Source organism: Catenovulum sp. 2E275, from assembly GCF_025515275.1.
Lineage (GTDB): Bacteria > Pseudomonadota > Gammaproteobacteria > Enterobacterales > Alteromonadaceae > Catenovulum.
On sequence record NZ_JAOPFU010000034.1, the window covers coordinates 23,426 to 48,897 of the forward strand.

At 38.9% G+C, this 25,472-nt stretch carries 24 protein-coding genes and 1 tRNA gene; 14 read left to right on the top strand and 11 right to left on the bottom strand.

All coding sequences use genetic code 11. The annotated features are described in order from the left end of the window. Positions 1-45: 45 nt before the first annotated feature. Together N7931_RS14365 and N7931_RS14370 are read right to left on the bottom strand one after the other, a co-directional pair. Positions 46-570 carry a DUF2058 domain-containing protein gene (locus tag N7931_RS14365; protein WP_262795003.1) on the bottom strand — a complete coding sequence of 175 codons (525 nt, stop codon included), beginning with the start codon at positions 568-570 and terminating at the stop codon, positions 46-48. A 42-nt stretch (positions 571-612) separates the two neighbouring features. Next, positions 613-1,281: an arylesterase gene (locus tag N7931_RS14370; protein WP_262795005.1), complete on the bottom strand. Its 669-nt coding sequence runs from the start codon at positions 1,279-1,281 to the stop codon at positions 613-615. A gap of 1 nt (position 1,282) precedes the next feature. Between N7931_RS14370 and N7931_RS14375 the strand changes: the two genes are divergently transcribed. The 4 genes from N7931_RS14375 (at position 1,283) to N7931_RS14390 (ending at position 5,576) form a co-directional block, all read left to right on the top strand. After that, positions 1,283-1,987, top strand: a complete 705-nt coding sequence (locus N7931_RS14375; protein ID WP_262795007.1) for an ABC transporter ATP-binding protein — start codon at positions 1,283-1,285, stop codon at positions 1,985-1,987. Continuing rightward, positions 1,980-4,508: an ABC transporter permease gene (locus N7931_RS14380; RefSeq protein WP_262795009.1), complete on the top strand. Its 2,529-nt coding sequence runs from the start codon at positions 1,980-1,982 to the stop codon at positions 4,506-4,508. The genes N7931_RS14375 and N7931_RS14380 overlap by 8 nt, the downstream gene beginning before the upstream one ends. An 88-nt stretch (positions 4,509-4,596) precedes the next feature. Next, positions 4,597-5,046 (top strand): DUF3465 domain-containing protein, encoded by a 450-nt coding sequence (locus N7931_RS14385; protein WP_262795011.1) that lies wholly within the window; start codon positions 4,597-4,599, stop codon positions 5,044-5,046. Positions 5,047-5,105: 59 nt separating this feature from the next. Further along, the gene (locus N7931_RS14390) at positions 5,106-5,576 is read left to right on the top strand and encodes a DUF2726 domain-containing protein (RefSeq protein WP_262795013.1); all 471 of its coding nucleotides are present in this window, start codon (positions 5,106-5,108) and stop codon (positions 5,574-5,576) included. A gap of 47 nt (positions 5,577-5,623) precedes the next feature. On the opposite strand, the gene N7931_RS14395 is transcribed toward N7931_RS14390, so the two are convergent. The 5 genes from N7931_RS14395 to gltA form a co-directional block, all read right to left on the bottom strand. After that, positions 5,624-6,037, bottom strand: a complete 414-nt coding sequence (locus N7931_RS14395) for a hypothetical protein (protein ID WP_262795015.1) — start codon at positions 6,035-6,037, stop codon at positions 5,624-5,626. A gap of 366 nt (positions 6,038-6,403) precedes the next feature. After that, a tRNA-Val gene (locus N7931_RS14400) sits at positions 6,404-6,480 on the bottom strand. A 101-nt stretch (positions 6,481-6,581) separates the two neighbouring features. Next, entirely contained in the window at positions 6,582-7,592 is a 1,011-nt protein-coding gene (locus N7931_RS14405; RefSeq protein WP_262795016.1) for a DUF3080 domain-containing protein, read from the bottom strand. Continuing rightward, positions 7,574-8,923, bottom strand: a complete 1,350-nt coding sequence (locus N7931_RS14410; protein WP_262795018.1) for an MATE family efflux transporter — start codon at positions 8,921-8,923, stop codon at positions 7,574-7,576. Before N7931_RS14410 ends, N7931_RS14405 begins: the two co-directional genes overlap by 19 nt. A gap of 124 nt (positions 8,924-9,047) precedes the next feature. Further along, on the bottom strand, positions 9,048-10,328 hold the full coding sequence (gene gltA, locus N7931_RS14415) for a citrate synthase (RefSeq protein WP_262795020.1): 1,281 nt from the start codon (positions 10,326-10,328) through the stop codon (positions 9,048-9,050). 612 nt (positions 10,329-10,940) lie between these two features. Between gltA and sdhC the strand changes: the two genes are divergently transcribed. The 10 genes from sdhC to N7931_RS14465 all read left to right on the top strand — a co-directional run bounded on the left by sdhC (position 10,941) and on the right by N7931_RS14465 (position 21,605). Next, entirely contained in the window at positions 10,941-11,315 is a 375-nt protein-coding gene (gene sdhC / locus N7931_RS14420; RefSeq protein ID WP_262795022.1) for a succinate dehydrogenase cytochrome b556 subunit, read from the top strand. Further along, entirely contained in the window at positions 11,309-11,656 is a 348-nt protein-coding gene (gene sdhD, locus N7931_RS14425; RefSeq protein ID WP_262795024.1) for a succinate dehydrogenase, hydrophobic membrane anchor protein, read from the top strand. Before sdhC ends, sdhD begins: the two co-directional genes overlap by 7 nt. After that, on the top strand, positions 11,657-13,420 hold the full coding sequence (gene sdhA, locus N7931_RS14430) for a succinate dehydrogenase flavoprotein subunit (protein WP_262795026.1): 1,764 nt from the start codon (positions 11,657-11,659) through the stop codon (positions 13,418-13,420). 13 nt (positions 13,421-13,433) lie between these two features. Next, positions 13,434-14,144 carry a succinate dehydrogenase iron-sulfur subunit gene (locus N7931_RS14435; RefSeq protein WP_262795028.1) on the top strand — a complete coding sequence of 237 codons (711 nt, stop codon included), beginning with the start codon at positions 13,434-13,436 and terminating at the stop codon, positions 14,142-14,144. A gap of 107 nt (positions 14,145-14,251) precedes the next feature. Next, entirely contained in the window at positions 14,252-17,068 is a 2,817-nt protein-coding gene (sucA, locus tag N7931_RS14440; RefSeq protein WP_262795030.1) for a 2-oxoglutarate dehydrogenase E1 component, read from the top strand. 10 nt (positions 17,069-17,078) lie between these two features. Next, positions 17,079-18,617 (top strand): 2-oxoglutarate dehydrogenase complex dihydrolipoyllysine-residue succinyltransferase, encoded by a 1,539-nt coding sequence (odhB, locus tag N7931_RS14445; protein ID WP_262795032.1) that lies wholly within the window; start codon positions 17,079-17,081, stop codon positions 18,615-18,617. Positions 18,618-18,756: 139 nt separating this feature from the next. Beyond that, positions 18,757-19,923 carry an ADP-forming succinate--CoA ligase subunit beta gene (gene sucC, locus N7931_RS14450; RefSeq protein WP_262795034.1) on the top strand — a complete coding sequence of 389 codons (1,167 nt, stop codon included), beginning with the start codon at positions 18,757-18,759 and terminating at the stop codon, positions 19,921-19,923. Further along, positions 19,923-20,795: a succinate--CoA ligase subunit alpha gene (gene sucD, locus N7931_RS14455; RefSeq protein ID WP_262795035.1), complete on the top strand. Its 873-nt coding sequence runs from the start codon at positions 19,923-19,925 to the stop codon at positions 20,793-20,795. Before sucC ends, sucD begins: the two co-directional genes overlap by 1 nt. A 90-nt stretch (positions 20,796-20,885) precedes the next feature. Then, the gene (locus tag N7931_RS14460) at positions 20,886-21,278 is read left to right on the top strand and encodes an acyl-CoA thioesterase (RefSeq protein WP_410369357.1); all 393 of its coding nucleotides are present in this window, start codon (positions 20,886-20,888) and stop codon (positions 21,276-21,278) included. 45 nt (positions 21,279-21,323) lie between these two features. Continuing rightward, the gene (locus N7931_RS14465; protein WP_262795037.1) at positions 21,324-21,605 is read left to right on the top strand and encodes a c-type cytochrome; all 282 of its coding nucleotides are present in this window, start codon (positions 21,324-21,326) and stop codon (positions 21,603-21,605) included. Between the two features lie 49 nt (positions 21,606-21,654). On the opposite strand, the gene N7931_RS14470 is transcribed toward N7931_RS14465, so the two are convergent. The 4 genes from N7931_RS14470 to xseB are packed head-to-tail and all read right to left on the bottom strand — an operon-like array spanning position 21,655 to position 25,182. Further along, entirely contained in the window at positions 21,655-22,122 is a 468-nt protein-coding gene (locus N7931_RS14470; protein WP_262795039.1) for a MarR family winged helix-turn-helix transcriptional regulator, read from the bottom strand. Positions 22,123-22,166: 44 nt separating this feature from the next. Then, positions 22,167-24,044 (bottom strand): 1-deoxy-D-xylulose-5-phosphate synthase, encoded by a 1,878-nt coding sequence (gene dxs, locus N7931_RS14475; protein ID WP_262795041.1) that lies wholly within the window; start codon positions 24,042-24,044, stop codon positions 22,167-22,169. A 4-nt stretch (positions 24,045-24,048) separates the two neighbouring features. Beyond that, entirely contained in the window at positions 24,049-24,936 is an 888-nt protein-coding gene (locus N7931_RS14480; protein ID WP_262795043.1) for a polyprenyl synthetase family protein, read from the bottom strand. Next, complete coding sequence (gene xseB, locus N7931_RS14485) at positions 24,937-25,182, bottom strand: exodeoxyribonuclease VII small subunit (protein ID WP_262795045.1); 246 nt, start codon at positions 25,180-25,182, stop codon at positions 24,937-24,939. Positions 25,183-25,472 lie beyond the last annotated feature (290 nt).

Below are 25,472 nucleotides of genomic sequence, written 5' to 3' on the forward strand. Positions count from 1 at the left end.
TAAACTCAAGTCATTACTTTTGAAAAAAGTTTTGGACAAAACCAATTACCACATTAAATCATCTGGGATAACAAAGTCTTTGTATGGATCTTCTTCGACATCGTCCACTTGTTCATCGCTTTTAGCTAAGGTATTTAACAATACGATATAACCTTCGTCACGCTGGCTGATTTTTTCGGCAGCGGTTGCCGGTATCACATAATAGGTTTCACCTAAAACGGCGATGCCAATATACCCTTTAACTAATTGATTTTGTAGTTTGTCGTTGACCAAGATGCTTTTAATCACGCCATTGTGTTCAAAGTTATATTTAATTTCGCCTTTTTGCTCAATTTGGTTATTTTCAATTAATTGTTTGATTTGAGCGGCAATGGCTTTTTGCTCAGCCTCTTTTTTTAAGACTAAATTGGCTTGTTCAGACTTAGCCTGTTGCTCCGATTTAGTTTGTTCGGTTGCAGCTTTAACCTCTTTTTTTAAGGTTCGGCTTTTTTTACTGCCTTTAGCTGCTTTTTTAGCTTTTTTTTGAGTTGTTAAACCTGCTTTTAAAAGCTGATCTTGTAAAGAACTCATCTGGTAATAACTCCGCTTAATTAAATTGGTTAGGTTAATTGGTTAATTGGTTGATTGTATCGCGTTATTTAATGCTTTATCCATAAAGTCTTTAATTTGTGGCTGAGCTTGTGCATTTGGGTGAATACCATCTCTTTGCATTAGATCAGGATTGACTGCCACTGATTCAATAAAAAACGGGATTAAATCTAATTTAAACTCTTGTGCAATTTCATGATATTGTTGAGTAAAACGGGATACATAACGCTGACCATAGTTAGGTGGTATTTTTATTTCGGCTAAAATGGCTTCTGCACCTTTTTGCTCGGTTAATTGAACTAATTGAGTTAAATTTTGTTTAATAACCGGTAGCTGAAAACCTCTTAAACCATCGTTACCACCTAATTCAATTAATACCCAAGCTGGTTGGTGTTGGTCCAGTAATTTATTTAACCGGTTTAAGCCGCCGCTGGTGGTGTCGCCGCTGATGCTGGCATTAATAATATTTCGCTCAGGGTAGTTTTGCTGCCAGTCTTGAGCTAATAAATGAGCCCAGCTTTGTTCAACATCCAGCCCATATCCGGCGGATAAACTGTCGCCTAATATGAGCAGGGTTTGTTTGTTATTTTCAGCATAGGCTGAGTGAACTAAATTAAAACTAAGCAGTATAAAAACTGATAGCAACTTAGCAAAACCGAATAGATTAAAATATTTATAAAAAGGAACTGTCATAATGTCCTCAATACTTAGCGTTAAAAATTTATCCAAAACCGTAAGTTCCAACGGCGAAGAACTTAAGATATTAACCGATTGTCAGTTTGAAATAAATGCAGGTGAATCAGTTGCTATTGTAGGTCGCTCCGGTTCGGGTAAATCCACTTTGTTAAGTTTACTGGCTGGGCTAGATGTGTGCCAGCAGGGTGAAATCTTTTTAGCAGGTCAAGCGTTGCATAATTTAGACGAAGAGCAGCGTGCTATTTTACGCGGTGAAAAAGTGGGTTTTGTATTTCAGTCTTTTATGTTGGTACAAAGTTTAACTGCGCTTGAAAATGTGATGTTACCACTTGAATTGAGTCACCAAAAAGATGCAAAAACGCAGGCTTTAGCATTGTTGGCTGCGGTTGGGCTTGAAGATCGTGGTCATCATTATCCTAATCAGTTATCTGGTGGCGAGCAGCAAAGAGTTGCCGTTGCACGCGCATTTGCTTCACGCCCTGCAATTTTATTTGCCGATGAACCTACCGGAAATTTAGATGCTGAAAATGGTAAAAAAGTTGAAGATTTATTATTTGAACTCAATCGCGCACAGGGCACAACGTTAGTTTTGGTGACTCACGATACCAATTTAGCAAATCGTTGCCAGCGACAATTAACCATGCAGGCAGGTCAGTTACATGAGTTAGGCGTAGCAGCAGTAGATGGTGAATTACATGCTTAATCAAAATATGAAAGTAGCGTTTAATTTAGCCGCGCGGTTGTTGCGGCAAGAGCTTAAACGCGGTGAGTTAACGATTATTTTGGCCGCTTTAGTGCTGGCGGTTTCTTCGGTATTTTCTTTATCTTTATTTAGTGAGCGTTTACAGGGCGCGTTAAAAGAAAAAAGCGGAGAGTTTTTAGCGGCCGACAGTGTGTTAAGTGCATCGCGCGAAATTAATCCTGAATGGATTGAGCAGGCTGATGCCATGTCGCTGGACTACTCTCAGCAAACTCGTTTTTCTTCAATGTTGTTTGTAAATGACAAGATGCAACTTGCCAGTATTCGGGCGGTTGATCAGGCTTATCCATTAAAAGGGGAACTGAAATTAACTCAAGTTGCATGGGATGCTGGTGCAACCACAGCTGAACGGGTTGAGCCGGGAGAAATTTGGCTCGACAGTAAATTAATCAGTCAACTAGGGGTGAAACCCGGTGCAATGATTGAAGTGGGCGATACCCAACTTAAATTCGCTCATATTATTGCCAGTGTGCCAGATACCGATTTTAATGTTTTTAATGCAGGCGGATTAGCATTAATTCATTTAGATGATTTAGCTAAAACCGGTGTGATTCAACCCGGCTCACGCGTGAGTTATCAGCTTAATTTAGCTGGCGATAGCAGTGATTTAGCTGATTTTGAAGATTGGGTAACGCCGTTACTTAACCGTGATATTCACCGATTTAATTCAACTGATGATTCTAATTCCAGAATTTTACGTTCGGTCAGACGCGCTGAAAAATACTTTTTGTTAGCCAGTTTGTTAGGCATTGTTTTAGCCTCAACTGCCATTGCGGTTGCGGCATCGCGTTTTTGTGAGCGTCATTTTGATCTGGTTGCCATTTTAAAAACCTTAGGTGCGAATCAAATTCAAATCCGCTGGGTATTTGTATTTCAACTTAGTTTAATTTCAATTACGGGTATCGGCCTTGGCCTTGCGCTCGGTTATTTTGCCCAACTTGTGATTATTCAAGCGCTGCAATCTTATTTACCTGAATATATTCCAAATGCGGGCTTGCGGCCTTGGTGGCTTGCTTTTACCACAGGCTTAATGAGTGTTTTATTGTTTTCGGTTTATCCGCTGCTTAAATTATTTTCAATCCCGCCACTTAGGGTTTTGCATCGACAAATGCAGGGGTTGGAAAATAAAGACTGGTTAAACTGGATTTTTTCCGGTGGCGCAATTTTTGGTTTAATGTGGCTTTACAGCGGAAATATTGAGTTAAGTTTGGCGCTGCTGGCATCGGCAGGTTTGGTTATTTTGGTATTGCTGGTTATTGCAAGAAGTGCCATTTGGGGATCACGTAAAGCAGGCGCTAATGCCGGTAGTGCAACCAAGTTAGCTCTGGCTGGTTTGTATCGCCGTGCAAGTGAAAACAGCATTCAGCTGATTAGTTTTACCATTGCCATTGAGTTATTACTGATTGTTTTAGTTTTAAGAAATGATTTATTGGCAGAGTGGCAATCACAGCTCCCAGAAGGAACCCCCAATTATTTTGCAATTAATGTTAATCAGCATCAAATAGACACCTTTATCCAGTCGTTTAACGACAAAGGCATTGAAATTGAAGATGCTTATCCGGTTACCCGTGGGCGTATGGTTGCGATAAATGATGAATATGTTCGTGATGATGTAAGCAAAGAAAGACGAGAGGACAGGGACAGAGATGGCCCACGCTCATTTGGCCGTGAGCTTAATTTAACCGCTTATGCCGAGTTTCCGGAAGATAATACCTTGGTTGCCGGAAGCTGGTGGCAACAAAATGATAAAAGCTATCAGGTGTCGATAGAAGAAGGGGTATCTGAGCGGATGAATTTAAAACTGGGCGATAAACTAACCTTTAATATTGCCGGTAGTGAATTTAGCGCTGAGGTGACCAGTATTCGTAAAGTAGTTTGGGAATCAATGAAACCTAACTTTTTTATGATTTTTAACCCCGTTGTCTTGGAAAATTTTCCGTCTAATTACATCACCAGTTTTTACGTTCCTGAGCAAGTTAAACCAGAACTACACACTATTATGAGCCAATTCCCGAGTGCAACTTTGATTGATATTGATGCGATAATTGATCAAATTAGGCAAATCACCAATCAGGTTTCTTTGGCGGTCGAATTTATTTTAATATTAGTTGTGGTTGCTGGTAGTTTAGTTTTAATTGCACAAGTTCAGGCGAGTTTAGATGAACGCCGCCAAGAGTTAGTGATTTTACGTACTTTAGGCGCTAAATCGTCATTATTACGCAATAGTGTGAGTTTAGAATTTATGATTTTAGGCGCTCTGGCTGGTTTATTTGCTGCTGTTGCAAATGAGATCGCACTTTATATTCTGCAAACTCAAGTGTTTAATATGCCAGCAAAATTTCATTGGCAATTTTGGTTTATCGGACCTATTACCGGTGCAGTGGTCATTGGTTTATTAGGTTTAGCAAGCTGCTGGAAACTCATTAAGGTTAATACTCAGGCCTTGATTAGAGCGCTTAGTTAACCTCAATTAAATGCTTTTATCACCTCAATTTAAACGCGGATTAGCTAATCTGCGTTTTTGTTTTATTTTAAATTTAAGGAAGTTACAAATGAAAAAAAGGGTTTTTGCTTTAGTTTTTAATATTCTTATTGTTTCATTATCTTGTTTACAGCTGGCGAACGCTAATCCATTAAATTCATCGCAACAATCGCAAATAACACATGGATTTGAACAACAACTGTTAGCTGCATTTAACAATAAACAAAGTGATTTGCAAATTGCTGGGTGGGGCAAAGTAACTCGATTATTAGCCGATGATTTAAAAGGCAGTCGCCATCAAAGGTTTATTATTCGGTTGAATACAGGGCAAACTATTTTAATTGCCCACAATATTGATTTAGCGCCAAAAATACAAACGCTCAAAGTGGGTGATACGGTTGAGTTTTACGGTGAATATGAATGGAATAAACAGGGCGGTGTTATTCACTGGACGCACGATGATCCTAACAATAAACATCCACATGGTTGGTTAAAACATAACGGACAGTTATATCAGTAGCCAAGTTATTGATTTTTCATTAAGCTTTATCCACTATTTAAACTATTCAAATATAAACAATGAATATAATCCTAGTTTTTGCGGTATTTATTATTTTATTAGCGGGTATTTTTGTCTGGCAAAAAATACAGCAGAAAAAAGAAGCAGAGCGTTTTGAGTTTATTCATAAATTTACTCAACTCGAACTCAACCCAAGGCAGCAGTTACATTTATTACTGCAACAAATATTAACCCCTGAATATCGCATTCATTGTCAGGTTTCACTGGCGTGTTTAATTAATGCTGATGATAAAATAATTAAAAGAAATGCGTTAAAAAAGTTAATTGATTTTGTGGTAACGGATAAAAATAATCAGATTCTCGCTTTAATTGAATTAGATTTAAGAGATGCCGCAGAACGGAAAAATGATTGGGTTTTAAACTGCTTAAAAGGTCAACACTCATTTATCCGTATCAAACCTCAAAAACAGTATGATGCCCAAGTGATTGCCGAACATTTACAGACGGTTTGTGGCTTGGCAGTGCGTTGAGGTTTAACTCGCTAGCCTCTCTTCGAGAGGCTTTTTTGAGTGGACGTTTATTCTGCTAGTACAATTGTTTTGTTATTCATCGTCATAACACAATTAACTTCATTTGCAGCCTTAGCCATAGCATAGAGTTGTTTATTGTATTCTTGCCCTTTCTTTTTATATTCTGAATCTTCGAGGTGTTCCTCGTACTTTTTTTGGGGGGATTGTCGATGATCTAATGTTGTATTGTTAATCGTTGCGATTAAATTTCGAAGGGAAGCGCTATGAACTTTAACAAACTCTTGGTTCATTTCGTCACAAGTATAATCTTTATATTTAATTGAGTTTATATCGCCTCTGGGTTGTTTAACGGTAATAGTAGTTGGTCCTGTATAAATGTTGCTACGATAATTGGACGATGTTGATGTTGCGCAACCTGAAATAACAAGAATAGTGACGCCTGAGATAAGTAGCTTAACCATTTTTAATCCTTTTAAAAAACACTCCGAATAATTGATATAAAAATTAGCATTTCACTAACTTATTTTCAATAAAAATGAAGTATTAAGATTAGGCATGGCATTTTATTAGTATAAATATCAAGGTAATAAATAAAGAGGCTAGCTTAATTCGAAAGACTGACGTTACTATAAACTTGAACTGTTTAGGAGTCAGTTATTGAATTAGCGATTTAATATTAACGCTTACAAATGGATGATTTAATCATATTGTTTTAGGAAGATATAACTTTTGATACTGAACAGCAGGCAACTAATGTTTGTATATAGTTTACATTATTTGGTTTTTAATATTTTTAGAAGGCTTAGCATAGAACAAGCCTTTAGAATTGGTACGACCGAGTGGACTCGAACCACCGACCCCTACCATGTCAAGGTAGTGCTCTAACCAGCTGAGCTACGGTCGTACATTGGAGATGTTGTTTGAACAACGGCGCGAATATTAGCGACTAGCTAAACTAATGGCAAGTATTATTTAACAAAAAAGGTTTGTTTGCTTTATTTTTGTTCACTTTGGCATAAGTCCGCATTGTTTAAAGATTTGTTGCCAAAGTTGAGTGTGTTTTTGAATGCTTTGATTAAAGCTGTAATAAACGGATTGTGGTTGATTTGTCAGGTATCTTTGCCCAAATGGACTGCGCTGAATTTGGCTGTGTGCAAATAAATAGTCGATTTTAGGCGCAATTTGACTGGAGATAGAGTTTAATTTTGTCAAATGTGGCTGCAATATATGAGCGTAGTATTTAATAAACACATTATGTAAGTAGGTGATTTCTACTGGCGTAAAACTATCAGTGCAGACTTGTTTTTGTGCCTGACTTGTTAACATTTTATTGACTTGAGCTAGCTGATTTTGGGTATATTCCAAAGTATAAAATAGTTGGCTGATAAACTTGCGGTTGTAAATTTGTGCAACGCTGTTTTCAAAGCGGTTAAATTGAGGCTGGGTGAGCGGTTTAGTCGAATCTGGCGTTATTAATGGGGTTAAAGCATTAATAAATTCTAAGCTGGTATTGAATCCGGCTGTGTCGTTTTCAAGTAAAGTATGGGTTTGCTGATAAAATGCTTGAACAGGTTCAGCCTCAATTAAATAGTTATTGACTTGTTTAGGCCAGTTGTTTTGCTTGTGTGTTTTTATTTTAGTTAATAAAGCGGCTTCTGCCGATTGAGTTAACTCGCTGCAAAAATTGAGAGCATCAAGCAGCTTTTTTTCATAAATTAAGCGGTTACTTGGGCTGTGTACTTTGCCTAAACTTGAGTTTCGTTCACCAATAAAGTTTTGTAGTTGGCAGTCTTGAATTGATAAAGCTTTAATCAGGTTGATTTCAATTGGCTCAATTGCTTGGCGGTATTGATTTTGATTAACTGGATAATAGTTGGGCGGTTCAACGGGCGTAAATTCGCTTGCCGTTAAGTTTGCTATTCTATCCGGATACTTTTGCCACTCATTTTCAAGCTCAGTTTTACCACAAGCGCAAAGACATAAACTCGTTAAAATAATTAGCTGTTTAATAACCATGGTTTTCGCCAAAAATAAGCCAGCCTTAAACTTAGCAAAATCGCTGACATGGATAAACTAATTAATAAACCAATCCAGTAGGCACTTACGCCCATTGCAGGTACAAGGTAATTAGTTTCTGCTAATAAATAACCAGTTGGGAAACCAATAAGCCAATAAGATAATAAAACAAGCAGCATTGGTTTCTGAGTATCGGCGTAACCGCGTAAACTAGCGGCAACTATGGTTTGAATGCCATCCGACATTTGAAAAATAGCAGCCCAAAATAGCAGTGACATTGCAATCACAAAAATAGCCTGAGAGTCGCTAAACAGGGGAATTAACCAGCTACGGGACAGCATAATGGTAATGCAGGATAAAACCGCAAAACCAACACACATTAAAATGCCAGATTGAGCAACTTGTTTGGCTTGAGCAAATTGTTTTTGTCCAAGTTTTTGGCCAATTAGTACAGTTGTTGCCATGCCTAAACTAAGCGGAACCATATAAAAATTGGTGGTGACATTGAGCGCAATTTGATGAGCGGCTGCCGGATAAGTGCCGTGAGTTGCAATAGCAAGGGCAACTGCACCAAACAAGGCTAGCTCCATAAATATAGTAAAACCAATAGGTACACCAAGTTTAATTAAATAGGCTAGATCGGTTAATTGTGGCCAGCTAAAATTAAACTCTTTTAATGCTTGTTTGGTTATTGGGCGCAGCCAAGTTATGGTTGCAAAACCAACAAACAAGAGCGCTGTCGAAATACTGGTTGCTATTCCACAGCCTGCGCCGCCAAATGCCGGAATAATGTCGCCAAAACCATAAATAAACAGCCAGTTAAGTGGAATGTTTAATAACATAGCAATAAGGCTAAATAACATGAGTGGTTTGGTTTCGCCAACTGCTTCGTTTAAATAACGAAAACAAGCAATTAAGCAGACAAACGGTAAACCAAAACTTAAATAATATAAGTATTCGCTACCAATAGATTGTAATTTAGGTTCAAGGTTTAACCATGCCAGAAAATGGTCAGAAAAACTTAAAATAATTAGGGTGAAAATACAGGTAATTATGGCTAACCAGATCCCCTGATTAAAATAATTTGCTAATTTTTTAAAATTGCTTTCACCGTAGGCGTGAGATAAAACCGGCGCGAGTACCATAATAACGCCCATGCAAAAAAAGTATGCGGGATGCCAAATAGATAAACTTGTGCCAACGGCTGCCATATCAGCATCGCTAACTTGTGCAGACATTAATAAATCAATTGTCACCATGATGGTTTGAATGCTTTGAGTGACAAAAATAGGCCAAGCCAGTTTGAAAATAGGACGAATGAATTGCAGCACAATAATACAACAGCTAGTTTAAGTTAGCCTGATTATACGTGATTGATAAAATAGAGGTAAGGGCGATTTAAACAAAAAAGCCATTCAGATGAATGGCCTTTTATTTTAAATTAACTTGAGTTAATTATTTTTTGATTGGTTTGAACTCGCGCTCAACTTCGCCGGTATATAACTGACGAGGACGACCAATTTTAGCACCCGGCTGGCTTAACATTTCGTGCCAGTGTGAGATCCAGCCAATTGTACGTGACATTGCAAAAATCACAGTAAACATATTAGTTGGAATACCGATGGCTTTTAAGATAATGCCTGAGTAAAAATCGACATTTGGATACAATTTTTTGCTGATAAAGTATTCATCTTCTAAAGCAATTTGCTCAAGACGCATCGCAACATCTAATAATGGATCTTTAATGCCTAATGCATTTAATACTTCATGACACGTTTCGCGCATTACTTTAGCACGAGGGTCAAAGTTTTTGTAAACACGGTGACCAAAGCCCATTAAACGGAATGGGTCGTTTTTATCTTTTGCTTTAGCTACATATTCGTCAATACGGTCAACTGAACCGATTTCTTCAAGCATGTTTAAGCAAGCTTCGTTAGCACCACCGTGCGCAGGACCCCATAAAGAGGCAATACCCGCAGCAATACAAGCATAAGGGTTAGCACCAGAAGAACCTGCTAAACGAACAGTTGAGGTAGACGCATTTTGCTCATGGTCAGCATGCAAAGTGAAAATTCTGTCCATTGCTTTTGCAACAGCAGGTTCAATTTTATAATCTTCAGCTGGTACAGAAAACATCATGTTTAAAAAGTTTTCTGAATAAGATAAACCATTTTTTGGATAAACGAATGGTTGACCAATGCTGTACTTGTAACACATAGCAGCAATCGTCGGTAATTTTGCAACTAAACGGGTTGCACATCTAACTCTTTGTTCGGCGTCTGTAATATCCAAATCTCTGTGATAAAAAGAGGATAAAGCACCTACGATGCCGCATAACATCGCCATTGGATGCGCGTCTCGACGGAAGCCACGGAAGAAAAACTCGATGCCTTCATGCACCATAGTATGCTTTTTAATTGTACCTACAAACTTTTGGTATTCTTCTTCTGTTGGCGCATTTCCATGTAACAACAAATAACAAACTTCTAAATAATCAGCTTGTGTTGCTAATTGAGCAATAGGATAACCTCGGTGAAGTAATACACCTTTTGCACCATCGATAAAGGTGATCTCAGATTCACAAGAACCGGTTGCTAAAAAGCCCGGATCAAATGTGAAATGACCATACTTACCTAATGAGCGGACATCGATTACATCTTGGCCTAAAGTACCGGACATAATAGGTAATTCTATTTGTTGTCCGTCAATAGTAAGGATGGCTTTCTTGTCAGCCATAGAAATTCTCCTTTCGAGCAAGTCATGCGACATGTGATTTTAATTATTAATACTTAAAACCGACTAGGAAAGTCAATTTATAGAACTTTTATTTACTTTACCTGATATTCAGCTATGCCGATAGAGCATTTTTGCAATCTTCGCAAAATTCATATTTGCCTAATTAAAAATTAAACAATTTCAGCTCTATTTTTGAGACATCAGGAATTGCTTTGGTTAAACAGCATAGTCAACTGCATAAGCGCTAAGGGTCTTATTATCTGTACAAGAGTTCAATTTAAACAATAAACGCTCAAAATATAAACTAATCAGATTTCAGACGTTCACATACTAGCTTAATTTTTAACTCAACCATACAAAAAAAGCATTCACTTGAAAAATGGGTTTAATTCATTAAAAAAATGAACTTTTGTTAAAAAATTAGGGTATAAATTTAAACAATTTATTTAGAGCAAGATAAGTTCAATCAAATAATCATAATTTATCATTTTTATTAAAAAAGTGCTTTTAAATAAATTGTAAAGTCATATAGTTAACCTGTCAGTTTTGACTATACTTTACAGCGCAACGCGAGATAGTTATTTATAACTTAAAAACAAGTGGGAAAACTCAGTGAAAAAGCAACGACCAGTCAATTTAGAGCTAAATACAATTAGCTTTCCGGCTACCGCAATTGCTTCCATCTTACATCGTGTCACCGGTGTAATCATGTTTTTTGCAATGGGTATTTTAATGTGGTTATTGGCAACTTCTTTATCATCGCCAGCAGGCTTTGCAGATGTTGCCCAGTGGTCACAAACATTTTTTGCAAAATTCATTTATTGGGGCATTTTAACTGCTCTGGCATATCACCTTATCGGCGGTATTCGTCATTTAATTCAAGATTTAGGCTACTGGGAAGAATTAAGCTCAGGTAACTCAAGTGCCGTAATTAGCTTAATTTTAACAGGTGTACTGTCTGTATTAGCGGGAGTGTGGTTATGGTAGCAAATGCAGCAACGTTAGGCCGAAGTGGCGTTCATGATTTTATTTTAATTAGAGCTTCTGCTTTAATCCTGACTGCTTATAGCCTTTTTATGGTTGGCTTTTTGGTATTAACACCCGAGTTAACTTACGTAAAATGGGCTGAGTTATTCTCTTGTCTTTCAGTTAAAGTTTTTACTTTAATTTCGTTATTCGCTTTATTAGTACATGCTTGGATTGGTTTATGGCAGGTTTTGACTGACTATGTTAAACCAACCTGTGTACGTATTGGTTTGCAATTTTTATTGAATATTGCCGCACTAGCTTATGTGGCAACTGGCATTTTCGTATTGTGGGGTGTGTAAGTGACAATTCCAGTAAGAGAGTTTGATGCTATTGTAATTGGTGCTGGTGGGGCGGGTATGCGCGCTGCACTGCAAATTACTGAATCGGGAAAAACCTGTGCTTTATTATCTAAAGTTTTTCCAACTCGTTCACATACCGTTTCTGCACAAGGCGGGATCACAGTTGCGTTGGGTAATGCCCATGAAGATAACTGGCAATGGCACATGTACGACACGGTTAAAGGGTCTGACTATATTGGCGACCAAAATGCCATTGAATATATGTGTAAAACAGGTCCTCAAGCGATTATTGAATTAGAAAATATGGGCTTGCCTTTTTCTCGTACAGAGCAAGGGAAAATTTATCAACGTCCTTTTGGTGGTCAATCTAAAGCATTTGGTGGCGAGCAGGCTGCTCGTACTGCTGCGGCGGCTGACCGTACCGGGCATGCATTATTACATTTGCTTTATCAACAAAATGTTAAAAATAAAACAACCGTATTTAGCGAGTGGTATGCACTTGATTTAGTTAAAAATCAGGATGGCGCTGTGGTTGGTTGTACTGCAATTGATATTGAAAGCGGCGAAATTGTTTATTTTAAAGCTAAAGCCACAGTATTAGCGACAGGTGGTGCAGGACGAATTTTTGCTTCTACCACTAACGCTCATATCAATACAGGTGATGGGGTTGGCATGGCGCTTAGAGCCGGTGTGCCAATGCAAGATATGGAAATGTGGCAATTCCACCCAACTGGTATCGCTGGTGCTGGTGTTTTGGTTACCGAAGGTTGCCGTGGTGAAGGTGGTTATTTATTAAATAAAGATGGCGAGCGCTTTATGGAGCGTTATGCCCCTAACGCAAAAGATTTAGCTGGCCGTGACGTAGTTGCCCGTTCAATGATGACCGAAATTCGTGAAGGTCGTGGATGTGAAGGCCCTTGGGGTCCTCACATTAAACTTAAACTAGACCACTTAGGTGCTGAAGTTTTAGAAAGCCGTTTACCGGGGATTTTAGAATTATCTCGCACTTTTGCTCATGTTGACCCTGTTAAAGAGCCGATTCCGGTTATTCCAACTTGTCACTATATGATGGGCGGCATTCCAACTAATGTTAATGGTCAGGCGATCACCTTAGATGAAAACGGTAATGATAAACTGATTGAAGGTTTATTTGCCTGTGGTGAAATTGCTTGTGTATCTGTACATGGTGCTAACCGCTTAGGTGGTAATTCATTATTAGACTTAGTGGTATTTGGCCGTGCAACAGGTTTACATTTGGGTGAAGCACTAAATGATTATGCAGTTAAAGATGCTAGCTCAGACGACATTGATTTGGCATTAAATCGGGTTAATCGTTGGGAAAATACTCAAAAAGGTGAAGACCCGGTTCAAATCAGAAAAGATCTTCAACAATGTATGCAGCTTAACTTCTCTGTATTTAGAGAAGGTGATGCAATGGCACAAGGGTTAGCTGAGTTAAAAGAAATTCGTGAGCGTTTAAAAACAGCACGTTTGGATGACTCAAGTCGTGAGTTTAATACCACACGTATTGAGTGCTTAGAGTTAGAAAACTTAATGGAAACCGCTTATGCAACTGCTGTTGCGGCAAACTTTAGAACAGAAAGCCGCGGTGCTCATAGCCGATTTGATTACCCTGAGCGGGATGATGAAAACTGGTTATGCCACTCAATTTATCAACCTCAAACAGAAAGCATGACGCGCCGAGAGGTAAACATGCAGCCGGTTGAGCGCGAAGCATTTCCACCAAAAGTAAGAACTTACTAAGCGAGTTTTGAACATGAAACGTATTTTTTCAATTTATCGTTATAACCCAGATGTTGATAACAAGCCTCGCATGCAAGATTATGAGCTGGAATTGGAAGACGGCAGCGACATCATGGTATTAGATGCTCTTATTCAGTTAAAAGAGCAAGATCCGAGTATTTCTTTTCGCCGTTCGTGCCGTGAAGGGGTTTGTGGCTCCGATGGCTTAAATATGAATGGTAAAAATGGTTTGGCCTGTATCACGCCATTGTCACAACTTAAAGGTAAAAAGGCGGTGATCCGACCGTTGCCGGGTTTACCTGTTGTTCGTGACTTAATTGTAGATATGAGCCAATTTTATACTCAGTATGAAAAAGTGAAGCCTTATTTAATTCCAGATGAAAAAAATAAGCCTGCGCGTGAATATTTACAATCGCCAGAAGAGCGTGAAGAACTGGATGGCTTATACGAGTGTATTTTATGTGCTTGTTGTTCTACCTCTTGTCCTTCGTTTTGGTGGAATCCGGATAAATTTATAGGTCCAGCCGGTTTATTACATGCTTATCGTTTTTTAGCTGACTCCAGAGATGGTGCACAAGATCAAAGATTGGCAGATTTAGACGATGCATTTAGCGTATTCCGTTGTCATAGCATTATGAATTGCGTTAGTGTATGTCCTAAAGGGTTAAACCCAACAAGAGCAATAGGTAAAATTAAATCTATGCTCTTAAACAAGGCTGTTTAGATAGCTTTTTAAACTTACAGTTTAAACAAAATCTTCTAAATAGCCGTTCTTGTTATGAGAATGGCTATTTTTTTATGTAAAACTTTTAGCGGTAAAAGGATAAGATAATGCATGAAGGCACGATGAAAGCTTGGCTTGAGTCTTCGCAGTTAGCGGGTAGCAATGCGACCTATATAGAAGCGTTATACGAGCAATATTTAGATAACCCACAAAGTGTGAATGATGAATGGCGTGCTTTGTTTGACTCTTTCCCTCAGGTTGAAGGGGTAGATGTTGAAGTAAAACACTCAGATGTTCAGGAAGAATTTAAAGAAATTGCCAAAAATCCTCGTCGGACACAAGTTATTGTTCAAAAAGGCAATTCGGATGTTAAGCAAGTTAAGGTATTACAGTTAATTAATGCTTACCGGTTTCGAGGCCATCAACATGCTAATATTGACCCGCTCGGGTTATGGCAGCAAGAAAGAGTACGTGATTTAGAACTGTCTTATCACGAATTAACGAATGATGACTTAGACAAAGTTTTTAATGTTGGCTCACTGGCTGTTGGTCAAGAAAATCTACCGCTTAAAGAAATCCACAGCAAATTAGTTAAAACCTATTGTGGCTCAGTTGGTGCAGAATATATGTACCTGACCTCAACCGATGAAAAACGTTGGTTGCAGCAAAGATTAGAGTCAGTGCAGTGTGAACCTCAACTCTCAACAGAAAAAAAATTAAAACTATATAAAGAGTTAGTTGCGGCTGATGGGTTAGAAAAGTATCTTGCAAGTAAATTTCCGGGTGCTAAACGTTTTTCATTAGAAGGTGGCGATGCATTAATTCCAATGCTTAAAGGCCTTATTTCACGCGCTGGTGAACAAGGGACTAAAGAAGTTGTTATTGGAATGGCTCACCGTGGTCGTTTAAATGTATTGGTTAATGTATTAGGTAAAAATCCATCTGTATTATTTGATGAGTTTGCTGGCAAACATGATGAAACTTTAGGCTCTGGTGATGTTAAATATCACATGGGTTATTCATCAGATTTTGCAACACCGGGTGGCAATGTGCATTTGGCGTTGGCGTTTAACCCGTCTCACCTTGAAATTGTAAACCCTGTGGTCATGGGGTCAGTTCGTGCCCGTTTAGACAGACGCGACAGCTTAGATGGCACACTTGCTTTACCTATTACTATTCATGGTGACTCCGCTATTGCTGGGCAAGGTGTAGTGCAGGAAACCTTTAACTTATCGCAAACCCGCGCTTATGCGGTTGGCGGTACAGTTCGTATTGTGGTTAATAATCAGGTTGGTTTTACAACTTCTAATCCAAAAGATACGCGTTCAACTCAATACTGTACTGATATTGCAAAAATGGTACAGGCGCCAATTTTCCATGTTAACTCTGATGATCCTGAAGCGGTTATTTTTGCCACTGAAGTTGCGCTTGATTTTAGAAACAAATTTAAACGCGATGTGGTTATTGATTTGGTTTGTTATCGTCGTCATGGGCATAACGAAGCCGATGAGCCAAGTGCAACTCAGCCACTTATGTATCAAAAAATTAAAAAGCATCCAGTTCCTCGCCAAATATATGCACAACAATTAATTGGTGAAAATGTGTTGGCCGAGCAAGATGCAGAACGAGCGGTTGAAGAATATCGCTCTGCATTAGATCACGGGGCTTGTGTGGTTGAAGAATGGCGCTCAATGACTGAACATTCAGTAGACTGGCGACCGTTTTTAAACCACGACTGGGATATTGAATACGATGGCAAAATTGCAATTGATGAGTTAAAGCGTTTGGCTGAGTCAGTTTCACAATACCCGGAAAGTGTTGTGCCACAATCACGTGTTAAAAAGATTTACCAAGATCGGGTAAAAATGGCAGAAGGTGAAAAGCTGCTCGACTGGGGTTTTGCCGAAACCTTAGCGTATGCCTCTTTGGTTGATTCTGGTACTCGAATTCGCTTAACGGGTCAGGACTGTGGACGAGGAACATTTTTCCATCGCCATGCATTTATTCATGATCAAAAATCAGCACAGCCTTATATGCCGTTAAGTCATATCAGCGAAAACCAAGCTCAAATTGAAATTTATGATTCAGTATTATCGGAAGAAGCGGTACTGGCATTTGAGTATGGTTATGCAACAGCTGAACCAAAAACGTTAACAATTTGGGAAGCGCAATTTGGTGATTTTGCCAACGGTGCTCAGGTTGTTATTGATCAGTTTTTAAGTTCTGGCGAGCAAAAGTGGGGTCGTTTATGTGGTTTAACTTTATTATTACCGCACGGCTATGAAGGACAAGGTCCAGAGCATTCATCTGCCAGATTAGAACGTTTCTTACAATTGTGTGCAGATCATAATATTCAGGTTTGTGTACCAACCACTCCGGCTCAAGTATTTAATATGTTGCGCCGTCAGGCAGTTCGCCCAATGCGACGACCTTTGGTAGTTATGTCTCCTAAGTCATTATTACGTCATCCTCAAGCTGTATCTTCATTAGAAGAATTAGCCGAAGGCGTATTCCAAAATGTGATTGGTGAAATTGATGAGATTGCCGCAGATAAAGTTAATCGTGTGGTGATGTGTAGCGGTAAAGTTTATTACGATTTACGTGACGCCCGTGCTAAAAGTGAAATGGATAATGTTGCTATTATTCGAATTGAGCAATTATATCCATTCCCGCTTGAAGATATGGCTAAAATTATGGCTCAATATCAGCATGTTAAAGAATTTGTCTGGTGTCAGGAAGAACCTCAAAACCAAGGCGCATGGTATTGTAGCCAACATCATTTTAGAGATGTGATCCCACAAGGTGCTCAGCTTCAATATGTTGGCCGTAAAGCTTCGTCTTCTCCGGCAGTCGGTTATTTAGCTGTCCATAACCAGCAACAAAAAGAACTAGTGCATCAGGCACTTGGTTTAGAAATAGAATAAGAGATATAACATGGCTATTGATATTAAAGTACCGGGTTTACCCGAATCAGTTGCAGATGCAACCATTGCTACTTGGCATGTAAAAGAAGGTGACACAGTTAGCCGAGATCAAAATCTTGTTGATATTGAAACCGATAAAGTTGTGCTGGAAGTGGTTGCCGAAGCAGATGGTGTGATTGGAAAAATTAAACATGGTGAAGGTGATACCGTTTTAGCTCAGCAGGTAATTGGTCAGTTACTTGCTGGAGGCGAAAAAGCTGCGCCTTCAAATCAGGATAAAAGTGAGCCGGCTGAAAGCTCAGCTAAGTCTAACCCCGAAAAGCAAAATAAAGGTGAAAGTGTGGAAGTTAAAGTACCCGTCTTACCAGAATCTGTTGCCGATGCAACAATTGCCACATGGCACGTTCAACCAGGCGAAGCGGTAAAACGCGAGCAAAATTTGGTTGATATTGAAACTGACAAAGTAGTGCTTGAAGTAACTGCTGAATGTGATGGTGTGTTAACTGAAATACTTGAGCCAGAAGGTTCAACAGTCAACGCAGAGCAGGTGATTGCTAAACTTGAAAAAGGCGCAAGCACTGAGTCTTCAAGCTCAGCTAAAGAAGAAGCACCTGCAAAAGAAGCTGAATCTGGCTCCGACGATAATGACAGTACGTTAACACCTTCAGTTCGCCGTGCTTTATCTCAAAATGGGATTAGTGCTGAAGAAGCTAAGAACATTAGTCGCTCGGGTGAAAAAGGACGGTTAATGAAAGAAGATGTTGAAGCTTATGTGAAAGCGAAACAAGCGAAGCAGTCTCAATCTTCACAAAAAGCGGAAAAAACAGATACAGCGGAAGCTTTAGGTAACAGAACACAGAAACGTGTACCAATGACACGTTTACGTAAAACCATTGCAACGCGTTTATTAGAATCAAAAAATACCACGGCAATGTTAACGACCTTTAATGAAGTTAACATGAAGCCTATTATGGATATTCGTAAACAATACCAAGAAACTTTTGAGAAAAAACACGGTATTCGTTTAGGGTTTATGTCTTTCTTTACCAAAGCGGTGACCGAAGCTTTAAAACGTTACCCGTCAGTGAATGCCTCAATTGATGGTGATGATATTGTTTATCATAACTATTTTGATGTGAGCATGGCGGTTTCAACGCCACGTGGTTTGGTGACTCCGGTTTTACGCGATTGCGATCAATTATCATTAGCTGAAATTGAAAAAGGCATTCGTGAATTAGCGATTAAAGGCCGTGATGGTAAATTAACAATTGAAGAAATGACCGGCGGTAATTTCACCATTACTAACGGTGGGGTGTTTGGATCATTAATTTCAACCCCTATTATCAACTTGCCACAAACTGCTATTTTAGGGATGCACAAAATTCAGGACAGACCTATGGCGGTCAATGGTAAAGTTGAAATTTTACCTATGATGTATTTAGCACTGTCTTACGATCACAGATTGATTGACGGTAAAGAGTCAGTTGGATTTTTAGTAACTGTTAAAGAGTTACTTGAAGATCCGACTCGTTTATTACTTGATCTGTAATAATAAAAATATGACAAAAAAGCGGTACTGAGTATCGCTTTTTTTTATTTTGTTTTTCAAAGTTCATTTCCAACCTAATTAGCCAATGCTGATTAAATTTAAGTTGGTAGAGTGATTTAACTAACAAAGGATACTTGTTATGAATTTGCATGAATATCAGGGCAAGCAATTATTTGCGCAATATGGTTTACCCGTTTCGCGTGGTATTGCTGCTCAAACACCTCAAGAAGCTGTCGCTGCATTAAGTCAGGTTGAAGGTGATAAATACGTTGTTAAGGCTCAGGTTCACGCTGGTGGCCGCGGTAAAGCCGGTGGGGTTAAGCTGGTTGAAACTAAAGCCGAAGTTGAAGCATTTGCAAAACAATGGTTAGGCCAAAAATTAGTGACTTATCAAACTGATGCTAATGGTCAACCAGTTAGCCGTATTTTGGTTGAACCTGCTTGCCCGTTTAAGCAAGAGTTATATTTAGGTGCTGTCGTTGACCGCTCATCTCGTCGTATCGTATTTATGGCGTCAACAGAGGGTGGTGTTGAAATTGAAAAAGTTGCAGCCGAAACCCCGGAAAAAATCCTAAAAGCAACTATTGACCCATTAACAGGTGCACAGCCTTACCAAGCACGTGAAATGGCGTTTAAATTAGGCTTACAAGGTAAACAAATTGGCCAGTTTACTAAAATCTTATTAGGTTTATCTAAACTGTTTGTTGAAAAAGATGTGGCTTTAATTGAAGTTAATCCATTAGTGATCACTCAAGATGATGATTTATTGTGTTTAGACGCAAAAGTAGTGATTGATAGCAATGCTTTATATCGCCATCCTGATTTACGTGAAATGCACGATCCAACTCAAGAAGATGAGCGCGAAGCACATGCTGCTAAGTGGGAATTAAACTATGTTGCATTAGATGGCAATATTGGTTGTATGGTAAATGGTGCAGGCCTTGCGATGGGAACAATGGATATTGTTCAGCATCATGGTGGTAAACCCGCTAACTTTTTAGATGTGGGCGGTGGCGCAACAAAAGAACGTGTTGTTGAAGCCTTTAAAATTATTTTATCTGACGAAAAAGTAAAAGCTGTTTTAATTAATATTTTCGGCGGTATTGTACGTTGTGATTTGATTGCCGAAGGGGTTATTGGCGCAGTTGAAGAAGTTGGCGTAAAAGTACCGGTCGTTGTTCGTCTTGAAGGTAATAACGCAGAATTAGGCACCAAAGTTTTAGCAGAAAGCGGCTTAAACATTATTGCTGCAACCAGTTTAACAGACGCAGCAGTTCAGGTAGTTAAAGCAGCGGAGGCAAAATAATGAGCATTTTAATTAACAAAGATACTAAAGTCATTTGTCAGGGTTTTACTGGTTCTCAAGGTACATTCCACTCAGAACAAGCAATTGCTTACGGTACTAAAATGGTTGGTGGGGTAACGCCAGGCAAGGGTGGTCAAACACATTTAGGTTTACCGGTTTTTAACACAGTAAAAGAAGCGGTTGAACAAACAGGTGCGCAAGCCAGCGTTATTTATGTACCAGCACCATTTTGTAAAGACTCTATTTTAGAAGCTGCACATGCAGGTATTGAACTGATTGTATGTATTACCGAAGGTATTCCAACACTGGATATGCTTGAGTGTAAAGTAAAATGCGATGAGCTAGGTGTTGTTTTAATTGGCCCTAACTGTCCGGGTGTAATTACTCCGGGTGAATGTAAAATTGGTATTATGCCGGGTCATATTCATCTGCCGGGTAAAGTGGGTATTGTTTCTCGTTCAGGTACTTTAACTTACGAAGCTGTAAAACAAACAACAGACGCAGGTTTTGGTCAGTCTACTTGTGTCGGTATTGGTGGCGATCCAATTCCGGGTTCAAACTTTATTGATATTTTAAAACGTTTTGAAGACGATCCTAAAACTGAAGCCATAGTGATGATTGGTGAAATTGGTGGTAGCGCAGAAGAAGAAGCGGCTGCATTTATTAAAGAAAATGTCACCAAACCAGTTGTTTCTTATATTGCGGGTGTGACTGCGCCTCCGGGTAAACGTATGGGCCATGCTGGTGCGATTATCTCTGGTGGTAAAGGGACGGCTGCTGAGAAATTTGCTGCGCTAAAAGATGCTGGAGTGACAACTGTTGACTCATTAGCAGATATTGGCGAAGCGTTAAAACAGCGCACTGGTTGGTAATTTCTCCCCCAGTTTGTTGCAAAATAAGCTTAAGCATTATAAAACCGACATAGTTTGTCGGTTTTTATTTTTATAAGGTAAGGAATCATCATGTTTGAATTATTAATGTCGGTTCGGGATTACGAATGTGATATGCAGGCGATTGTAAATAATAGTGTTTATATGAACTATTTAGAGCATGCCAGACATGAATTTTTAAAAAGCATTAATATTGATTTTGCTGCGTTAGCGCAAGCAGGGATTAATCTTGTGGTGGTTAGAGCAGAAATGGATTATAAATCTCCACTTAAAAGTGGTGATCATTTTACCGTAGGTGTTGAGCTTGAAAAAATATCAAAGTTAAGATTTGCGTTTAATCAAGTGATTAAAACAACTGAGGGCAAGTTGATTCTTGAAGCTAAGGTGATTGGAACATCAATTAATGCTAAAGGCAGGCCCGAGTTTCCTCCGGAATTGTTAAATGTATTTGACCTAAACACTTGATTTAGGTTTATAATATTTTCCACCACGGATATATTAGGACTTGTTATGAAAAAAGCTTTACTTGTTTTATCTGGTTTGTTTGTATCTACCCATTTATATGCAGCGCCACCTCAAACCGCTTTATGTGCTACCTGTCATGGGCAAGATGGAATTTCTCCGATGCCTATTTACCCCAATCTAAAAGGGCAAAAAGAGCAGTATTTATATCTGCAAATGCAAAAATTTAAAGATGGCTCTCGCCCAGATCCTATCATGAAAGGGATGGTTGCAGCTTTGTCTGATGACGATATGAAAGTGTTAGCTAAATATTACGCTGAGCTTAAATAACCACACTTTCTTTCATTTTATAATCAACCGTTTATGTTTAATTTAAAGTTTAAGTCAACGGTTGATTATGTTGTTCTGCAACTAACTCATCCAAGTTTTCACTGAGCATATTCAGCACTTTAAAACAGCTACGCAGATCATCTGTTGGAATGCCTTTAATCATTTTTTGGCTAATCTCTGCTAATGCCTGATTAAGCTGGCGTTTAATTACTAAACCCGGTTCTGAAATTTTAATTATGCATTTTCGTTTATTGTCTTTTACCACTCGGCGGATAATCCAGTTTTGGCGGGTTAATTGATCAAGCAAACGGGTGATTGCAGCTTTGTCTTTATGGGTTTTGTTGATTAGTTCTTGCTGTTCAATACCGTTATCCGGAATGAGATTGAGCATAAAAAAGGCTTCAGGGGTGGTGTCTATTTGTTGTTGATGAATTAATTGTTTAATTGCTTGTTTCATCAAAAATGCGCTGCTGTGCAGCGCATAACCTAGCGTTTTTTCAATATCTGTTTTTGGCATTTTTATATCCAGAAATAAAACTTAAAAATGCCAGATTTTGAAAATTAACTGGCAATAAAATGCTTGATTTGCTCGATAATTCCGTCAGTGTCGAGTTTTAACTGGCGATACAGCTCGGTTTGGCTACCATGTTTAACAAATTCATCCGGTACACCTAACAATAGTGTTGGTTTAAATATACCTTGCTGAGCTAAAGTTTCCAGTACCGAGCTACCTGCGCCACCGGCAATGCAGTTATCTTCGATTGTCACTAAATAGTCATGCTCACTAGCGGCTTGCTTAAGGGCTTGTAAATCAAGTGGTTTAACAAAACGCATATCATAAACACTTGCATCTAAAATTTCTGCGGCTTCGGTCGCATATTGGCAAAGCGTACCAAAATTTAAAATAGCGATTTTTTGCTTATCCGCTTTTGACCTTCTTAATTGTCTGGCTTTACCAATTTCTAAAGCGGTCATTTCTGCCGAAACTTGGACATCAGGGCCATTACCGCGTGGGTAACGAACTACTGCTGCTTGATTAAGTTGATAACCTGTATAAAGCATTTGGCGGCATTCATTTTCATCTGACGGAGTCATAATAACCAGATTCGGAATACAGCGCAGAAAACTTAAATCAAAAGTGCCTTGGTGAGTAGGGCCGTCAGCACCAACAATGCCAGCTCTGTCTACGGCAAATAAAACCGGTAAGTTTTGTAGCGCAACATCATGAATTAATTGATCATAACCGCGTTGTAAAAACGTAGAATAAATCGCAACTACAGGTTTGTAACCTTGAATGGCCATACCTGTTGCTAAGGTAATTGCATGTTGCTCGGCAATGGCAACATCAAAATATTGTTTTGGGAATCGCTTAGAAAACTCAACCATGCCTGAACCTTCACGCATCGCCGGTGTGATCGCCATTAGCTTTTTATCTTGCGCGGCCATATCACACAACCAATCGCCAAATATTTTTGAATAACTGGGCGAGCAGGCTTTTTTAGCAGGGAGTTGAGTTTTAGTTAAGTCAAATTTAGGCACGGCATGATAACCAATTGGGTCATTTTCTGCCGGTTTATAACCTTTACCCTTTTTGGTAATAACGTGCAAAAACTGCGGGCCTTTAAGGCTACGCATATTTTTAAGCGTATTGACTAAACCAACTACATCATGACCATCAATAGGGCCAATATAATTAAATCCTAGTTCTTCAAAAATAGTGCCCGGCGCTATCATGCCTTTTAAATGTTCTTCAGCTTTACTGGCTAATTCTTTGATTGGTGGCACTGAGCTTAATATTTTTTTGCCGCCCTCTCTAAATGAGGTGTAAACAGAGCCGGATAAAATTTTGGCAAGATGACTATTTAAAGCGCCTACGTTTTCAGAGATAGACATATCATTGTCATTTAAAATGACTAACATATCTTTTTTGATATGACCTGCGTGGTTCATCGCCTCAAAAGCCATACCAGCTGTAATAGCACCGTCACCAATTATAGCAACAGATTTTCTGCCTTTACCTTCTTGGGCTGCGGCAATCGCAATCCCTAATGCGGCACTAATTGAGGTAGATGAGTGACCGACACTTAACGTATCGTATTCACTTTCTTCCCGCCACGGGAAAGGGTGTAAGCCATTTAACTGCCTTATACTGCTGATTTGTTCTCTGCGGCCAGTTAAAATTTTATGTGGGTAAGCCTGATGGCCAACATCCCAAATTAATTTGTCAAAAGGCGTATTGTAAACGTAATGCAATGCAACCGTCAGTTCTACGGCACCGAGTCCGGATGCAAAATGGCCGCTGCTTTGGCTAACAGATGCCAATAAAAAATCACGTAACTCTTGGGCAACCTCTGGCAGCTCATTGAGCGGAAGACTTCTGAGCTCCTCCGGCTCATTGATAAGTCTTAATCTTGGGTAACGGTTAATATCTGTGCTCATGTAATTAGTGTTGTCGCTTGATAATAAACTGGGCAAAATCCATTAATGATTGGGTATTGTATGGGAGATCTTGAATTTGCTCTAGTGCTGATTGAAAAACTTGTTCTGCTTTTTGCTGTGCACCGCACAAACCGAGCAAATTAGGATAGGTACTTTTATTATGTTTTTGATCCGACCCCTGTGGTTTACCCAATAAATCAGTGGTTGAAGTAATATCTAAAATATCGTCTTGAATTTGAAATGCTAAGCCAATTAACTCGGCAAATTTTTCGAACTTTTGAGTTTGCTCGGCGGCTAAATCAGGTTTGGCGGCACAAGCTAAACTAACCGCGGCTTTTAATAAAGCACCGGTTTTTAAGCCATGAATGGTTTCTAGCTCAGTTAAATTAACGGCTTTATTTTCGGCCTCTAAATCAAGCGATTGACCCCCACACATACCTTTATAACCCGCACTGAGGCTTAGCGTTTTAACCCAGTTAATTTTAATGTTGGCAGACATATCGGCATTGGCTAATAGCTCAAATGCAAAAGTTTGCAGTGCATCACCGGCTAAAATTGCAGTTGCTTCATCAAACTCAATATGACAGGTGGGTTTGCCACGGCGTAAATCGTCGTCATCCATCGCCGGTAAATCATCATGCACCAGCGAATAACTATGAATACACTCTAATGCAATGGCCGCAGGTAAAGTCGATTGTGTGTTTATATCAAGGGTTTTAGCCATTAAATGAATTAAAAAAGGTCTTAATCTTTTACCGCCATTACTAACGCTATATAACATAGCTTGCTGAAGTTTTGGTGCGATTTGGGCTGGTAACTGCTGATTTAATGTTTCAGCTAAAGCTTGGTTAAATTCGACTTGAAATAATTCAAGTTCGGCTTGCATGCTCATTTAATCTAAATTCTCTATTGATGTATCAACAAATTCAGGTTGACCATTTTTATCCATCAAAATTTTTATTTTTTGTTCGGCAGCATCTAATTTTTGTTGACTGGCTCTAACTAAACCAACACCACGTTCAAATTGTTTGAGGGCTTCTTCTAACGGTAAGTCACCAGATTCAAGTTGCTCAACAACTTGTTCCAGTTCTGCCATGCTGGTTTCAAGGCTCATGTTTTCTGGTTTTTTGTTTGCCATAAACGTGAATACTCTATATTACTAAAAATTGGCGCAACACTAACCCAGTGGGTTAAATTGGTCAAATATCTTACCTTAAATTTAGTCGATTGCTTTAGCTATTTTTTCATTTAATTAACCTTTCGCTATATTTTTAGTGATAAGCGGATGAAAAAGCTAAGCTTTTGATATATCTTGCCGATAAGATTTATACTAATTTAACCTCAACTCAGGATAAGAAGTTAGCTAAAGCCTTAAATTTATTGGTTTTTAGTTTAAGTTCTTTTTCTAGTGAGGGATTTTTTCTGAGA